Here is a 16,316-nt window from a genome sequence, read left to right as displayed (position 1 = left end):
CTTATTCGGCTGCCTCCAGCATGGCGGCGCGCTGCGGCCCGCGGATCAATCCGCCGGGGGTCGCGCCCGTCCAGTTCCCATCCTCGAACGTGATAACGCCCGATTTGATGGTGGCGACATAGCCTTTGGCCCGTTGCAGCAGGCGCTTGCCGCCAGCGGGCAGGTCAAATGCCATCCACGGCTTGCCCAGCTGCAGGTTGTCGAAATCGATCACGTTGAGGTCGGCGACATAGCCCGGCGCGATCACGCCGCGATCGTCGAGGCCATAGAGCCGTGCGGTATCGAGGCACTGGCGCTTGACCGCGTGTTCCAGCGAGAGCCGCCCGCCGCGCTTGCGATCACGCACCCAGTGCTGAAGCATGAAGGTCGGGCTGGCTGCGTCGCAGATCGTGCCGCAATGCGCCCCGCCATCGGACAGCGAGTTCACGCAGTCGTCGCGGTTCTGCAATTCTTCAAGGAAATCAAGGTTTCCGTCGGCATAGTTTAGGATCGGCAGATAGATGAAGCCGGTGCCATCATCCGCCGTCAGCAGGTCATAGGCGTATTCGTCGGCCGACTTGCCCGCCGCTGCGGCGCGGGCGGCGATGCTGGCGTCGGGGCCGGGTTCGTAATCGAAATCGGCGTCCATTTCGAACTGCGCGGCCCACCCTTCGGCGATCACGCGGTAGAGGTGGACGATGTCGCTTTCGGGGTAGACGTTGGCTTCGGACAGGACGCGAGCCTTGAACGCGGGGTCCTTGAGCCGGGCGACGGCCTGATCCCAGGGCAGCGTGTCGAGCTCGGCAATGCTGGGGCGGAAGCGGAACGGGTGGACCGTGCCGCGCCAGGCCATGATGATGCCGTTGCCGCGCAGCGCGATGGCGGCGACGATGTTCGCGCCGGTTGCGTTCTGGCGGTCCATCTCCGCGATCTGTTCGGACAGCGGCAGTTCCTTGGCGATGGATTGCAGCGCGGCGAAGGTGACGGGCAGCCCGGTTTCGCGGCTGATCGCGCCCATCCACTCAAACTCGTTCCATTCGCGCTTGAGGTCGCTGGCCAGTTCGAACACGCCGTGACCGACCTTGCCCATCGCGCGGCCGATGGCGATCAGTTCCTCGGCGGTGGCAGTGGTGCCGGGGACGACTTCGCCGTCGATCGACTTGTGAATCACGGTGCGGCTGGTGGAAAAGCCCAGCGCCCCGGCGCGCACGCCTTCCTCCACGATCTCGGCCATTTTCGCGATGTCGTCCTGGGTCGGGATCGCGCCCGGCTTTTCGCGGTCACCCAGCACATAGGCACGCACCGCGCCGTGCGGCACATGGGTGCCGACATCGACCGTGCGCGGCAGGCGCTCCAGCGCGTCGAGGTATTCGGGGAAAGTTTCCCAGTCCCACTTCATCCCTTCGGCCAACGCGGTGCCGGGGATGTCCTCAACCCCTTCCATCAGCCCGATCAGCCATTCGTGGCGGTCCGGCGCGGCGGGAGCGAAGCCGACGCCGCAATTGCCCATCACCACCGTGGTCACCCCATGCCAGCTGGACGGGGCCATTTCCGCATCCCACGTGGCCTGGCCATCGTAATGGGTGTGGATATCGACCCAGCCGGGGGCAACGATCTTGCCGTCCGCATCGATTTCGCGCGTGGCATCGCCGCGCACGGTGCCGACGGCGGCGATCAGCCCGTCCTTGACGGCAACGTCGCCGGCAAAGCGCGGGGCGCCGGTGCCGTCAACGATCGTGCCATTGCGGATGATCAGGTCATAAGTGGCCATATCGAACTCTCCCGTCATGGCCGACTCTGCCGGGCGGCCATTTAACTGGGCGATTAAGCCATGGCTCGCCGCCCGTGGCAAGCACGGGTTTGTCAGTGAGGCGAACAGTTGGGCCGGGGCTATCGCCGCGCGGCGATCATGTCATCCACGTGGACGAATTTCTCGCGCGGGGCGCCGTCGCGGGCGCGCTGTTCTTCCGCGGCTTCGATCTTTTTCCAGTCGCGGAAAGTGACGACTTCCAGCCCGCGCGCGGCGGCCAGCGCATCGAAGCCGGGACGCCCCGCCTTGCCCGCGCCCGCGCCGATGTCCTCGGCGATCTTCTCGACAATGCCGAACCCGTCGGGGCGGTTGGTGCCGATCGTCCCGGACGGCCCGCGCCGGGCCCAGCCGACGCAGTACAGGCCGGGCAGGATGCGCCCTTCGTCGTTGGCAAAGCGGCCCGCGCGTTCATCGAACGGGACATCGGGGATGCGCGAGGTCTGATAGCCGATGCAGCACACCACCAGGCTGGCGGGGATCACATAGGTCTCACCGGTGCCGATGGCGCGGCCGGCCTCGACCGTGGTGCGTTCCACCTCGATCCCTTCGACCTTTCCGGTGCCAAGGATCGCCCTGGGGCTGGCGAAAAAGTCGAATTCGATCTCGATCTGCGTGTCGGCATAGTGACTGGCGGGGATTGCGGCGAAGCTGCGCAAGTGGTTGACGGACTTGCGCATGCCGGGTTCCAGCAGCGCGTCCTCGCCCACCTCCGGCAGGTCCTGCGGATCGACCCGCGGCGCGGCGCGCGACAGGTGCGAGAGTTCACCCAGTTCCTTGGGCGTCATCATGATCTGGTGCGGCCCGCGCCGCCCCAGCACCACGATCCGGCGCAGTTTCGAGGTGTCCAGCACGTCGAGCGCATGGGCGACAATGTCGCTGCCATCGAATTCGGCGCGGGTCTTGGACAGGATGCGGGTCACGTCGAGCGCGACGTTGCCCATGCCGATCACCACCGCCGTATCGCCCGACAGATCCGGGTCGAGCGTGGCGAACTGGGGGTGGCCATTGTACCAGCCGACGAATGCGGCGCTTCCATAGACACCGGGCAGGTCTTCACCGGGCAGGTCCATCTTGCGGTCGTGCGGTGCGCCGGTGGCCAGCACGACGGCGTCGTAGAGGTCCTGCAATTCGGGGATCGTCACATCCTGCCCGACCTTGACGTTGCCGACGAAGCGGACGTTGTCGGACAAAGCCGTGGCCTCGTAACGGCGCGATACGCCCTTGATCGACTGGTGATCGGGCGCCACGCCCGTGCGGATCAGCCCATAGGGCACCGGCAGCATGTCGAAGATGTCGACGCGAACGTCATCGCCCCACTGTTTCTGCGCGGCCTCGGCCGTGTAATACCCCGCGGGGCCCGAACCGATGATCGCGATGTGGCGCATTCAGGCTGCCTTTCTTTCCCCTGGATCGGGAGCGCCCAGGAACTCCCGGATGGTGGCGATGGTCTGATCCTGATGGCTGAGCATGAACAGGTGCCCGCCGCCCTCGAACACTTCGAGGCGGCTGTTGGGGATCAGGGTCTTCAGGATATGGCCGTTGGCCAGCGGCACGATCTGGTCCGCGTCGCCCATCATGATCAGCGTATCCTTTTTCAGGAACGGCAGGCCCGGCGCGCTGGTCCAGCCCAGCATGGCCAGCAGCTGATACATGTAACCGCGCGGGGAAGGGGGGGTGAGGCGGGCGATGTGTTCGCTCTTTTCACCGACCATCCCGCCGTAGAGCGTCTTGAAGTTCTTCGCCATGTAATCGTTGTCGATATAGCGGCGCGGGTTGGCCATCTTGGTCAGCGCGGCGGGGTTGCCGGGGACCATCAGCATGCCCGCGCTGGTCGCGATCAGCACCAGCCGCCGCACGAAATCGCCATGTTGCAGGGCGAAGTGCTGAGCCATGCCGCCGCCCCACGAGACGCCCATCAGGTCCACCTGCTCGGCGTTGAAGCGCTTGAGCAGTTCCTTCGTCTGCCAGGCCACGGTGAAGGCGTTGTAGGGGATCACCGGATCGGGCGAACCGCCGACGCCGGGCATGTCGTACATCATGAAGGGCCGGTCGGTCAGCGCTTCGGCCAGCGGGGCAACAGCCTCGATATTGGCGCCGATGCCGTTGAAGAACAGGATCGGCAGATGCTCGCTCTCCATGTCCCAGCGCCAGCGGGCGACGCGCAAGGTGCGTCCCCCCACCACTTCCATCGAGAATTCGCAGGTCAGTTGTTCGGTCAAGTCAGCAACCCTTATGCCTCGTCCAGCACATAGCGGCCGGGGGCGGGGTCCATCGGCGGGTGTTGCTTGCTGCCCAGCGAAGCGGGGGCCGCAATCAGCTTGCCTGCTCGATTTCTCACCCACTCCATCCAGAACGGCCACCAGCTTCCCGACACTTCCTCTGCCCCCTGAAGCCACTCGTCAACATCGGCGGGGGGATGGCCGGGCTTTTTAGACACATAATAGCGCGCCTTGGGGTTGCCCGGCGGGTTGAGGATCGCCTGCATGTGCCCGGCCTGGCTGAGCACGAACGTGACATCCTTTGACCCGAACAGCTGGGTTGAGCGATAGCACGCGCGCCAGGGGGTGATGTGATCGGTCGTTCCGCCCAGGATGAACAGGTCGCTTTTGACCTTGGACAGGTCGATCGGGTGGCCCGCCATTTCCACTTCACCCTGCTTGGTGAAGGCCAGCGTTTCGAACAGGTGCAGGAAATCGCCCATCAGCGTGGCCGAGAGGTTGGTCGCGTCCGCGTTCCAGAACAAGACGTCGAACGCGGGCGGATCATCGCCCATCAGGTAGTTGTTGATGACATAGTTCCAGATCAGGTCGTTCGGGCGCAGCCAGGCGAACCCGCGCGCCAGCGAATGCCCGGCGCTTGGCCAGCGCCAGCCCGTTTTCGGAAATCAGCGATCCGGCCTCGATGTCGTTCTGCTTGGGGTGCAGCACGGTGACCATGAAGGTCAGCGCGCCCAGCCGCGTGTCGCCATCCGCCGCCATCCTGCTGGCCAGGATCGCGCCGGTCTGCCCGCCGGAACAGGCCGAGGACACGTTGACCTTTTTCGCGCCGGTAATCTCGCACACCACGTCGATCGCCTTGCGGCAGGCGGCGATGTAATCGTCCATGCCCCAGTGCCCTTCGGCCTTGGTGGGGTTCTTCCAGCTGATGACGAAGCACTGGATGCCGTTGTCGACCTGCCATTTCACCACCGACTTTTCCGGCGACAGGTCGTTGATGTACATCTTTTTGATTTGCGGCGGAATTGTCAGCTGCGGGATGGCGTGGACCTGCTCCGTCGTCGGGGCATACTGGATCAGTTCCATGATCGCGTCGCGATAGACGACGCTACCCTTGGACGTGGCGATGTTTTCGCCCAGCTTGAACGGCTTCTTGTCGACCTGGCTGACCATCCCCTTGTTGTTGACGATGTCGTTGTAGACGTTCTTCAGCCCCTTGATGACCGACAGGCCGCCACTGTCGATCAGCCGCTTCTGCGCGGTGGGATTGCCGACCAGCGTGTTGGTGGGAGCCAGCCCGTCGATGATGATGTTGGCAATGAAATTGGCGCGGTCGCGCTCCAGTTCGTCCAGCTGGAGTTCCTCCAGCCAGTGCTTCATCCCGCGCTGCACTGCCAGATAGTATTGCGCCCCGGCGCGGAAGAAGGGGTTGTAGCGCCACGCCGGGTCCATGAAACGCTTGTCCTTGGGGTCTGGCGCAAGGTCGGACTTGCCGGTCAGGATCTTGACCACGTCATCGCCGAAGGACTGCATGTGGCGGACGGTCCGGGCCGGATCGCTGGCGGTTTCGCGCAGCAGCAGCGCGACCGCGCCGACAAAGTCCTCTCTGGCGAGGCCGACCAGCGGCCCCAGCGCGGTGGTGGATTGCGCGGCTTCGTGTTCAAGCGGCGAACTGCCCTTGGCCATCCGGTATTCCCCCTAGTGGCTGGGTAACCGCGTTTGCTAACGCGGCTCCTCTGCCTTGTCATTGCCGCGATCATGCACCGGCTGACAGTGCTTGACAAGCCACGCTCCCGCGCCTCCGAATGGTGCCTTACGGCGGACAAACTTGGTAAATTTAACGTTTTTTCAAACGCTGCAGCTCATGGTCGCTTCCCTATGGTCGCCACACCCGCCCGCCAGCCAGCCGCAGCGCCGCGCACACCCGTTGTGCGCGACCGTGCAGCCGCGCCGGGCGAACTGGCTGAAAGGCCGCGGGACAGCGTGGCTGGGCAGCCAGCCAAATCACCCCCGCGGCCAGCCCGGACGGCGCGTTCCGATCCGCGCAAGCGGTCCGGCCGCAACGACGGGCTGCGCGATCTGATCGAGCCGAACTGGGTCCTGCTGGCCCCAGCCATGGCCGGGGCGCTGGTGCTGACCGGCATCGCGACGTTGAGCATCCCGCCGTTGCTCTCGGCGGTCCTGGCCCTGCTGGCTATCGCGATTACCGCCGCCACGCGGGTTGCGCTCAGGCTTGAACGGTCGCGCCTCGACACGGCGCGCCAGCGCTGGCTGCTGATGCTGGCCGTGGTGGGTGCGCCGATGGCGCTGTTCGGCTTTGCGATGGGTTCGTGGACCACCCGGATTGCGGGGCAATGGGATGGCACGCTGGGCATTCTGGTGATTATCGGCACGCTGGCGGCGCTGATACTCAACCGCCGGGTGACAAGCATCATCACCGCGCAGGTCTCGCTCTGGACTGGCACCGCGATAGTCTTTGGCGCTTCGGGGACGTATTTTTCGCTCGCGGTTGGCGCGCTGGTCGGCATCTACACCGCCTATCGCCAGGCCCGCGCCGATGCCGCCGTGGCCCGGATCGAGCGTGAACGCGAACGGGTGCAGCAGCGCGCCGAGCAGATTCTCTCGGACTTCGAGGAGACTGGCCAGGGCTGGTTCTGGGAAACGGATCGGCGCGGGGCGCTGACATATGTTTCGCCGATTGTGGCCCAGGTGCTGGGCAAGCAGCCGGGGTCATTGCTGGGGCGCCCGTTCTCGACCTTGTTCACGGCCGATCCGCAGGGGCAGGAAAGCGAACGCACATTGGCGTTTCACCTCACCGCGCGTTCGGCCTTCAGCGAACTGGGGCTGCGCGCCGCAACCCACGATGAGGAGCGCTGGTGGTCGCTGAACGGGCGACCGGTCTACGACAGCTACGGCAATTTCGTGGGCTTTCGCGGGTCCGGTCATGACCTGACCGAAAAGCGTCGCTCGCAGGAACACGCCTCGCGGCTCGCGCATTATGACTCGCTGACCGGTCTGGCGAACCGGCTGCAGATGGCCCAGACGCTCGAGAAGATCCTCACCGCGCCCAATCGCGAGCACCGCGCCTGCGCGGTGTTCCTGCTCGATCTCGACCGGTTCAAGCAGGTCAACGATACGATGGGCCATCCGGCGGGCGATGCCCTGCTCAAACAGGTGGCGAGCCGGCTGGAGCGCGCGGTGGGTGAAACCGGGCGGGTCGGGCGGCTGGGCGGCGATGAATTCCAGGTGATCCTGGCCGGTCATCACCGCCGCGAGGATCTGGCCGCGCTGGCCAAGCGGATCATTCACGACCTATCGGAGCCTTACTCGATCGAGGGGCATCGCGTTGTCATTGGCGCATCGGTGGGGATCGCCCTGTCTCCGGATGATGGCGTGACGTCCGAAGCGCTGATCCGCAACGCCGACCTTGCGCTCTATGCCGCCAAGGACGGCGGGCGCGGACGGCATCATTTCTATGCCGCCGACCTCCACAGCGATGCCGAGGAACGCCGCCTGCTGGAACAGGACCTGCGCGATGCGCTGACGCATGGCGGGCTGGAACTGCACTATCAGCCGGTGGTCCACACCGCGACCGAACGGATCACCGGGTTCGAGGCGCTGCTGCGCTGGCAGCATCCGACGCGCGGCTGGATGTCTCCGGCCAAGTTCATTCCGGTTGCCGAGGATACCGGCCTGATTGCGCAGATCGGGGAATGGGCGCTGCGCACGGCCTGTCATGACCTGGCGTCCTGGCCGGACAGCGTGCGCGTGGCGGTCAACGTTTCTCCGCTGCAATTCGCCAATCCGGCCTTGCCGGCGATCATTACCAACGCGCTGGCCGCGGCGCAGGTCGATCCGGCGCGGCTGGAACTGGAAATCACCGAAAGCGTGTTCCTGAACGATGACGCGACGACCGACGCGATGTTCAAGGCGCTGAAGCGGGTTGGGGTGCGGCTGGCGCTGGACGATTTCGGCACCGGCTATTCCTCGCTCGGCTATCTGAAGAACGCGCCATTCGACAAGATCAAGATCGACCAGAGCTTCGTGCGCGGGGCGACGATCGCGGGCAGCCGCAACGGGGCGATCATCGCCTCGATCGTCAGTCTGGCCGAAGCGCTGGGGATGGAAACGACCGCCGAGGGCGTCGAAACGCTGGACGAGCTGGACCTGGTGCGAATGCTGGGATGCAGCCACGTGCAGGGCTATATCTATGAACAGCCGCTCAGCGTGGCAGTGGCGACCCAGCGGCTGATGACCGGGCTGACCGCGATCGCGCGCGGGCCGCGCGCCGCCCGGGCCGCGCGCCATACCATGCTGCGCAAGATCGTGCTCGACCACGGCGGACAGCAGTATCATGGCACGATCCGCAACATCTCCACCACGGGCGCGCTTGTGGAAGGGCTATGGAACGTCCCGCCGGGGACGATCTTCCGGATCATGTTGACCGATACCCAGGTCGTCACCGCGACGGCCCGCTGGTGCAACGAGGACCGCATGGGGATCGAGTTCTCCGCCCCGCTGGAAGTCGACGAAAGCGGCCGCATTGCCGCGCTGGCGCCGCCGTCCGAACGCCCCCGCCAGGGCACGCTGCGCCGCCGCGCGTAGGGCGCTTGTTCCGGCGGCACGATTGCTCCGGCGTATTAGGGAAAATGCAACCATGTCCGGTTATCCAATCGGAAGGGAATTTCATGCTCATCCGGGGGTAGCAAGCAGCACCGATCATGACTGAGGAAAAGGGCAGCACTTTCGGACGGTTCCGTTCCTTGCTTGGCAGCAAGGGCGATGAACGTGCTCGTCCGTCTGCTCGTCCCCTCGGCGATCAGGAAAGCCAGCACGCGCTGGACCTGATGCGTGATTACGAACGGTCCGGCATCGGCTGGTTCTGGTCCAGCGACAGCGAAGGCCGCATCACCTACCTGTCCGATTGCATCGCCCAGAAGATGGGCGTGGCGCCAGAGGAACTGCTTGACCGCCCGGTGCAGTCACTGTTCGTACTCGACCGGGATGAGGACGACACGATCGAGCGGACGCTGCCGCTGATCTTCAGCGCGCGCAAGACGTTCGTCGAACTGCCGGTGCGCGCCGCGCTGGAAGAGCACGAACTGTGGTGGTCGATTTCCGGCCGCCCGCAATTCGGCGCGGATGGCGCGTTTGCGGGGTATCACGGCAATGGCATCGACATCACGGCAACCCGCCAGAACCAGAAAGACGCCTCGCGTCTGGCGCAATACGATTCGCTGACCGGGCTGGCCAACCGCCACCGCATGGGCAAGCGGCTGAACGCCACGCTGACCGCCTACAAGGCCAGCAAGCGGGCCTGCGCGGTGATGATGATCGACCTCGACCGGTTCAAGCAGGTCAACGATACACTGGGCCATCCGGCGGGCGACGAGCTGCTGAAGCAGGTCGCGCAGCGCCTGCAGCGCGTCGTCACCGACAAGGGCTGCGAGATCGGCCGCCTGGGCGGTGACGAATTCCAGATCATGCTGCCCGACATCGACGACCGCGGGCGGCTGGGCGAAATTGCCAAGACGATCATCACGATGGTGTCGCAGCCCTATCAGATCGAGGGCAGCCGCTGCGTGATCGGCGCATCGGTCGGGATCGCCATTGCGCCTTACGACGGGATTGCTAGTGAGGACGTCGTTCGTTCGGCCGACCTTGCGCTCTATGCCTCGAAGGGAGGCGGGCGCGGCCAGTTCCGGTTCTACTCGTCGGACCTGCACAGCGAAGCCGAACGTCGCCGCCAGATCGAGGAAGACCTGCGCGATGCGCTGGCCAAGGGCCAGATGCGCGTGGTCTATCAGCCGATCGTCAGCACCGCGACCAACAAGGTCGTCACGCTGGAAGCATTCACCCGCTGGGAACACCCGGACATGGGGGATGTGCCGCCGTCGGTGTTCATTCCCATTGCCGAGGAATGCAACCTGATCGGCGCGCTGGGCGACTGGGTGCTGAAGCAGGCCTGCATCGATGCCGCGCAATGGCCCGGCAGCGTCAAGGTTGCGGTCAACGTATCCGCCGCGCAGTTCACCAATCCCGGTTTCGCCTCCAGCGTGGCGCAGGCGCTGGCGCATTCGGAGCTGGCGCCGGAGCGGCTGGAACTGGAGCTGACCGAATCGATCTTCCTGGGTGACGAATCCGCAACGCAGGAGATGTTCGCCCAGCTGAAGATGCTCGGCCTGCGCCTGGCGCTCGACGATTTCGGAACAGGGTATTCCTCGCTCGGCTACCTGCAGCATGCGCCGTTCGACAAGATCAAGATCGACAAGGGCTTCATCCGCGGGGTCACGCAGAAGGAAAGCCGCAATTCGGCGATCATCGCGGCCATCGTCAGCCTTGCCAACGCGCTCGACATGGACACCACCGCCGAGGGGATCGAGGCCCACGACGAGCTGGAAGCGATGCGCCGGCTGGGGGTCAAGCAGATCCAGGGCTATATCTATTCGGCCGCCGTCAGCTTCGAGGAAGTCTGCGAGGCGATGCTGAGCGGGGACTGGGTGATCGAACCCAGCGGCCCCAGCCATTATCGCCCGGAACGCCGCACCGTACTGCGCAAGGTTGGCCTGATCCACGAAGATCACCGCTATGAAGCGACCATGCGCAACTTGTCGCGCACCGGCTGCATGGTCGAAGGGCTGCTGGACGTTCCGGTGGGAACGATGTTCGTCGTGGACTTCGGCGAAGGTCAGCTGTCCGTGGCCCGCGTGCGGCGCTCGGCCGGAGCCATGCAGGGGCTGGAATTCGAAGTCCCGCTGGTTGACGACGGGGCGGGGGGGCTGTGCACGCGCAACCGCGTCTCGCCCTATGTTCTCGCCCAGGCGGGGATGCCGCTGGCCGCATTGCCGGCAGGCCAGTATCCGATGCAATTGATGCAGCAGCCGGGCATGGCGCTGTCGCTGCCAAAGTTCGGGCAGGTCGAGCCAAAGGGCAAGGGGATGCGGGCAGCCTGATTCCGGCCGACTGCGCAAGGCTGCTGACAGGGCGCGCGCGCGCTGCTAACGGCGCTGCGGTGCCACTGCACCGCACCCTTATATAAAGATTCCCATGACCGACCTGGCCCAGATCCGCAATTTCAGCATCATCGCCCATATCGACCACGGCAAGTCCACGCTGGCCGACCGCCTGATTCAGTTCACGGGCGGCCTGTCGGAGCGCGAGATGAGCGCGCAGGTGCTCGATAACATGGATATCGAGAAAGAGCGCGGGATCACCATCAAGGCCCAGACCGTCCGCCTGAAGTACAAGGGCAAGGACGGTGTGGATTACGAGCTGAACCTGATGGATACGCCCGGCCACGTCGACTTCGCCTATGAAGTGTCGCGCAGCCTGGCCGCGTGCGAGGGCGCGCTGCTGGTGGTGGACGCCGCGCAGGGGGTGGAAGCGCAGACGCTCGCCAACGTGTACCAGTCGATCGAGCACGACCACGAGATCGTCCCCGTCATCAACAAGATCGACCTGCCCGCCGCCGATGCGGAGAAGGTCAAGGCCGAGATCGAGGAGATCATCGGTCTGGACGCCAGCGACGCGGTGCTGACGTCGGCCAAGTCCGGCATCGGGATCGAGGACGTGCTGGATGCCGTCGTCGCCCGCATTCCTCCGCCCACGGGTGATCGCACCGCGCCGCTGAAGGCCATGCTGGTCGACAGCTGGTATGACCCCTATCTGGGCGTGGTCATTCTGGTCCGCGTGATCGACGGCGTCATCAAGAAGGGCTTGCAGGTCAAGTTCATGGCCGGCGGAACCGAACACCTGATCGACCGCGTCGGGTGCTTTACGCCCAAGATCGAGCATCTGGATGAGCTGGGCCCCGGCCAGATCGGGTTCATCACCGCGCAGATCAAGGAAGTGGCGCAGGCCAAGGTGGGTGACACCATCACCACCGTCAAGCAGGGCGCGACGACCGCCCTGCCGGGCTTCAAGGAAGTCCAGCCGGTGGTGTTCTGCGGGCTGTTCCCGGTCGATGCGGCGGACTTTGAAAAGCTGCGTGAATCCATCGGCAAGCTGCGGCTCAACGATGCCAGCTTCAGCTTTGAAATGGAAAGCAGCGCGGCGCTGGGGTTTGGCTTCCGCTGCGGGTTCCTGGGGCTGCTGCACCTGGAAATCATCCAGGAACGCCTGAGCCGCGAATACGACCTGGACCTGATCACCACCGCGCCGTCGGTGGTCTATCGCATCCAGCTGCGCAAGTCGAAGACCGACGACGCGCGCGAGATCATGCTGCACAACCCGGCGGATTATCCCGATCCCAGCCGGATCGAGCAGATCGACGAACCGTGGATCAAGGCGACGATCTATACGCCTGACGAATATCTCGGTTCGATCCTCAAGCTGTGCCAGGACCGGCGCGGCATCCAGACCGACCTGACCTATGTCGGCGGGCGCGCGCAGGTGTCGTACGAGTTGCCGCTCAACGAAGTGGTGTTCGATTTCTATGACCGGCTGAAGTCGATCAGCCGGGGCTATGCCAGCTTCGATTACGAACAGATCGGCCTGCGCGAAGGCGATCTCGTCAAGATGAGCATCCTCGTCAACAACGAGCCGGTCGATGCGCTGTCGATGATTGTTCACCGCGGCGTGGCCGAGGAACGCGGGCGGCACATGTGCGAACGCCTGAAGGACCTGATCCCGCGCCACCTGTTCAAGATTCCGATCCAGGCGGCGATCGGCGGCAAGGTCATCGCCCGCGAGACCATCGCCGCGATGCGCAAGGACGTGACCGCCAAGTGCTATGGCGGCGACATCAGCCGCAAGAAGAAGCTGCTGGAAAAGCAGAAGAAGGGCAAGGCCCGGATGCGTGAATACGGCAACGTCCAGATCCCTCAGGAAGCGTTCATCGCTGCGCTGCGGATGGGCGAGGAATAGCCCCGGGCTTGCCCCGCCGGGGTCAGAAGCTGGCGTTGAGTGTCAGGCTGGCGGTGTGATCGATCCGGTCGTGGCCGGTGCGCACGACATACTGGTTGAGGTAGCCCGGCTCGATCGTGAAGGTCTTGCCGGCAGGGATCGCCACGCCGGCGAAATTGCGCCACAGGCCCAGCCCGCCGCGCTGAAACGTCGTCTCGTTCAGGCCGACGAAGGGCTCGGTCCAGGCGATGGCGCGGACTTTGCCGGACAAGGGCGCGGACAGCCGCAATTGTTGGCGCATCCGCCAGCCGGTGCCGTCCCGTCCTTCCAGCCTCCGCTGCTCCAACCGGGTCCGGCCGGTCAGGGTCACACCCTTGCCATCGCCCAGCAGGCGGAACGACAATTGCTGGAAAATCCGGTGTTCGTGGGTTCTGACGGGGCCGGTCGGATCGGTCATGACATAGGCATAGCCGAGATAGGCGGTGGTCGTCGGGTCGATCCGGTAGCCGATGGCCGGGCGGACCAGCAACTGGCCAAGCCGCGACGCGTCGTCGGTGAAGCGCTCCTGCGCCTCAAGCCACAGCACCGTGTTCCCGCCGAGGTCCACCGTCGCCGTCTGGGCGAGCCAGATGTTCGCATCCTCCTCTGCCGCCAACGCGGGGTTAGGCGGCAAGAGCAGGGCAAGGGCGCTGGCCAGCGCGGTTGCGGTGCGAAACATCCGGCTCTCTCCCCGATCAGAAGCGGTAACTCAGGCCGCCGCTCACCACCCACGGATCCAGCGAGTGCCGGGTCTGCAGGGCCAGGGTGTTACCGGCGTAGAAGCTGGCGGTCGTGTCCACGAAGTAACGCTTGGCATCCAGGCTGACGCCCAGCCCCTTGTCGTTGAGCGGGATATCCATCCCGGCCTGCAGGGCAACGCCAAAGCTGTCGGACAGGTTGACGCGGGTGGCGCCAAGCGCCGCCGCATCCGCGCCGACACCTTCGCTGAAGATGAAGAAGCGCGTTGGTCCGGCGCCGATGTAGGGTTTCACGCCGCCGAGGTCGAAGTGGTACTTCAGGGTGATCGTGGCCGGCAGGATGATCGCGTCGTTGACCAGCGAAGCGCCGGCCAGCGGGCCCTTGCCGGAAACGTCATGCGGCGTGACGCAGCAGATCGTCTCGACCGAGAAATTGGGCGAGAAGAAATATTCGACCGCCAGCGTCGGCACGACCGAATCGCTGGCCTGGCTGTTGCTGGTGGCGGGGGCGCCGATCAGGTTGGTGCGCACTTCGGTGATTTCGCCGGACGGCAGGACGCCGGTGGCGAAAGCTGTTGATTGCCACTGAGATTTGACCCGGGATTTTCATCGAGAAGTGACCCGGGTGGTGGTTATGTCCCGCGGTGCGGGTTTGAGGTCAAGCGGGTGATTTTTCCTTTCTGGTTTTGGGTGCCGCCGAGCTGGCCCTGAACCGGAAGCTGTCATTGCCGGTCTCGAGGATGTGGCAGTGGTGAGTGAGGCGATCGAGCAGCGCGGTTGTCATCTTGGCATCGCCGAACACGCCGGCCCATTCGCTGAAGCTGAGGTTGGTTGTGATGACGACGCTGGTGCGCTCGTAAAGCTTGCTGAGCAGGTGGAAGAGATACCCGCTTGGCATGTTCGACGAAGCCGTCGAAGGGTCGCCCCAGCGGCATCAGGCTGGCAACCTCGGCGGCATGCGCATCGGCAATGGTTCCCGGCAGAACGCCATGCTGGATCTGGCCCCACTGCGCGATGCAATGCGCCTCGAGCCAGGCATTGAGCTCATCGATATCCGGGAAGGCAGGCATCACCTGCCACAGTCGCCGCCGTGCATCCTGAACGTTCTTCTCGACCTGGCCCTTCTCCCATCCCGAGGCCGGGTTGCAGAACTCGGGCTCGAACAGATAGTGGCTCGCCATGGCGGCAAAGCGGGCGTTGACCTGCCGGGCCTTGCCGGTGCCGATCTTGTCGACTGCCGTCTTCATGTTGTCGAATATCCCGCGCTGCGGCACGCCGCCCAGAACACGGAAGGCCTGGGTCATGGCGTCGAACAACATCTCATGGGTCTGGAGCGGATAGGCACGCACGATGAAGGCCTTGCTGTGCGCCAGCTTGGTGTGCGCGGCCTGCAGCTTGGTCTGCTTGCCGGCGATTATGGCCCAGTCCTCGCTCCAGTCGAACTGGAACGCCTCGCCTGGCTGGAATACCAGCGGCACGAAAGTCCCGCGCCCGCTGGTCTGGGCGTCGCGTTGACGGTCAGCCTTCCAGGATCGCACGAACGCCGCCACGCGGTTGTAGGAACCGTCGTAGCCCAGAACCACGAGATCCGCGTACATCCGCCTGGCCGTGCGCCGCTGACCGCAGCCAAGCTGCCGGTTGTCAAGGACCTCGATGCCTTCGTGTTCGAGGGCACCCCGATCAACGAGGGGTTGGTGCGTTCGCTACACGCGGGTTCGTTCCTGCCAGGACGGCGCAATATCGTGCTCATCGGCGGGACGGGAACCGGCAAGACCCACCTGGCCACCGCGATCACCGCCAGCGTCGTCTGTTCCGGTGCCCGCGGCCGCTACTTCAACACGGTGGACCTCGTCACCCGGCTCGAGGAGGAAGCCCGCATCGGCAAGGCCGGCGCCATGGCCGCCCAGCTCAGCCGGCTCGACGTCGTGGTCCTCGACGAATTGGGCTACCTGCCGTTCGCCAAATCAGGCGGGCAGCTGCTGTTCCACCTCATCAGCAAGCTCTACGAGAAGACCTCGGTCATCATCACCACCAACCTGGCGTTCGGCGAGTGGCCCACCGTCTTCGGTGATCCCAAAATGACCACCGCGCTGCTCGACCGCATCACTCACCATTGCGATATCGTCGAGACCGGCAACGACAGCTGGCGCTTCAAGCACCGCAGCTGACCACCTCGAAGAAACGCCTTCGCGCTGCTGCCGTCTCCGGTCGGGCTACGCCCTCCCTACGCCGCCAGCAGCGCGAAACCTGCGCCCAGTATCAACCGACCCTCGCAGCGCAAAGGGGGTCCCTTTTGCGCGCCGATAGGGGGTCCCGATTGGACGCCGATTGACACCGGAAGGTTGGACGCGGGTAAATTTATGTGCCTCTACCGGCTTCCGAAGCGAAGATCGCGATGCCGAAAGGATGAGTGATATCGAGGTTTTACGGCTCTGCACCGGAACTGGTGCGGTCGAGAGCTTTGGAGAATATCGGGCCTAAGAGAGCATATCTGCCCCAGCACAGCAGATGTGCAGTGGAGAGGCTAATACCTATAACCCTTGAAACGCTGCGGATTTTTTGCGCCTGGCCCATGGAATAGAATGATTCCAATAGGTTAAATGGCGGTGGGAAGTCGACCGGCGTCGAACCTTCTTTTGTGGATGCCGCTCGGTTTGCAAGGATTTTCTGAACTTATGAACGCGTGATCGAGTGCGGTCTTTTGTCCGGCCTTTTGTTGCGCACTTTTTG

Annotated in this window: 9 protein-coding genes and 4 pseudogenes; 4 read left to right on the top strand and 9 right to left on the bottom strand. The window is 64.6% G+C overall.

The genetic code is table 11. The features are described 5' to 3' along the window. Window position 1: 1 nt before the first annotated feature. The 5 genes from IE113_RS13175 to IE113_RS13160 form a co-directional block, all read right to left on the bottom strand. Window positions 2–1,750 carry an N-acyl-D-amino-acid deacylase family protein gene (locus IE113_RS13175; protein WP_189542270.1) on the bottom strand — a complete coding sequence of 583 codons (1,749 nt, stop codon included), beginning with the start codon at window positions 1,748–1,750 and terminating at the stop codon, window positions 2–4. Window positions 1,751–1,869: 119 nt separating this feature from the next. Further along, entirely contained in the window at window positions 1,870–3,174 is a 1,305-nt protein-coding gene (locus IE113_RS13170; protein WP_189542268.1) for an FAD-dependent oxidoreductase, read from the bottom strand. Beyond that, window positions 3,175–4,008, bottom strand: coding sequence for an alpha/beta fold hydrolase (locus IE113_RS13165; RefSeq protein WP_229822437.1), 834 nt, complete (start codon window positions 4,006–4,008; stop codon window positions 3,175–3,177). It lies immediately after the preceding gene. Window positions 4,009–4,019: 11 nt separating this feature from the next. Then, window positions 4,020–4,592 (bottom strand): polyhydroxyalkanoate synthase family protein, encoded by a 573-nt coding sequence (locus IE113_RS16325; RefSeq protein WP_229822502.1) that lies wholly within the window; start codon window positions 4,590–4,592, stop codon window positions 4,020–4,022. After that, the gene (locus IE113_RS13160) at window positions 4,552–5,691 is read right to left on the bottom strand and encodes a PHA/PHB synthase family protein (RefSeq protein ID WP_229822432.1); all 1,140 of its coding nucleotides are present in this window, start codon (window positions 5,689–5,691) and stop codon (window positions 4,552–4,554) included. The genes IE113_RS16325 and IE113_RS13160 overlap by 41 nt, the downstream gene beginning before the upstream one ends. Before the next feature lie 192 nt (window positions 5,692–5,883). Here IE113_RS13160 and IE113_RS13155 point away from each other — a divergent pair, with 192 nt between their 5' ends. From IE113_RS13155 to lepA, 3 genes are all read left to right on the top strand, one after another. Beyond that, window positions 5,884–8,610: an EAL domain-containing protein gene (locus IE113_RS13155; protein WP_189542266.1), complete on the top strand. Its 2,727-nt coding sequence runs from the start codon at window positions 5,884–5,886 to the stop codon at window positions 8,608–8,610. A 116-nt stretch (window positions 8,611–8,726) separates the two neighbouring features. After that, a complete protein-coding gene (locus IE113_RS13150) occupies window positions 8,727–10,958 on the top strand; it encodes an EAL domain-containing protein (protein ID WP_189542264.1) in 2,232 nt (743 codons plus the stop codon). Between the two features lie 94 nt (window positions 10,959–11,052). After that, the gene (gene lepA, locus IE113_RS13145) at window positions 11,053–12,870 is read left to right on the top strand and encodes a translation elongation factor 4 (protein WP_189542261.1); all 1,818 of its coding nucleotides are present in this window, start codon (window positions 11,053–11,055) and stop codon (window positions 12,868–12,870) included. A 22-nt stretch (window positions 12,871–12,892) separates the two neighbouring features. On the opposite strand, the gene IE113_RS13140 is transcribed toward lepA, so the two are convergent. From IE113_RS13140 to istA, 4 genes and pseudogenes are all read right to left on the bottom strand, one after another. After that, window positions 12,893–13,567, bottom strand: coding sequence for a DUF2490 domain-containing protein (locus tag IE113_RS13140; RefSeq protein ID WP_189542259.1), 675 nt, complete (start codon window positions 13,565–13,567; stop codon window positions 12,893–12,895). A gap of 16 nt (window positions 13,568–13,583) precedes the next feature. Beyond that, a pseudogene (locus IE113_RS13135) lies at window positions 13,584–14,150 on the bottom strand (OmpW/AlkL family protein); the annotation flags it as partial. A gap of 94 nt (window positions 14,151–14,244) precedes the next feature. After that, window positions 14,245–14,469, bottom strand: a pseudogene (locus IE113_RS13130) (ATP-binding protein); the annotation flags it as partial. After that, window positions 14,468–15,205: pseudogene (gene istA, locus IE113_RS13125) on the bottom strand (IS21 family transposase); the annotation flags it as partial. The pseudogenes IE113_RS13130 and istA, both read right to left, overlap by 2 nt. On the opposite strand from istA, the pseudogene istB reads away from it, so the two are divergent. After that, window positions 15,194–15,754: pseudogene (gene istB, locus IE113_RS13120) on the top strand (IS21-like element helper ATPase IstB); the annotation flags it as partial. The pseudogenes istA and istB overlap by 12 nt on opposite strands. Window positions 15,755–16,316: the final 562 nt, after the last annotated feature.

The sequence above is a fragment of the Novosphingobium arvoryzae genome, from assembly GCF_014652615.1.
GTDB lineage: Bacteria > Pseudomonadota > Alphaproteobacteria > Sphingomonadales > Sphingomonadaceae > Novosphingobium > Novosphingobium arvoryzae.
This window is presented reverse-complemented; position numbering and strand designations above follow the sequence as displayed.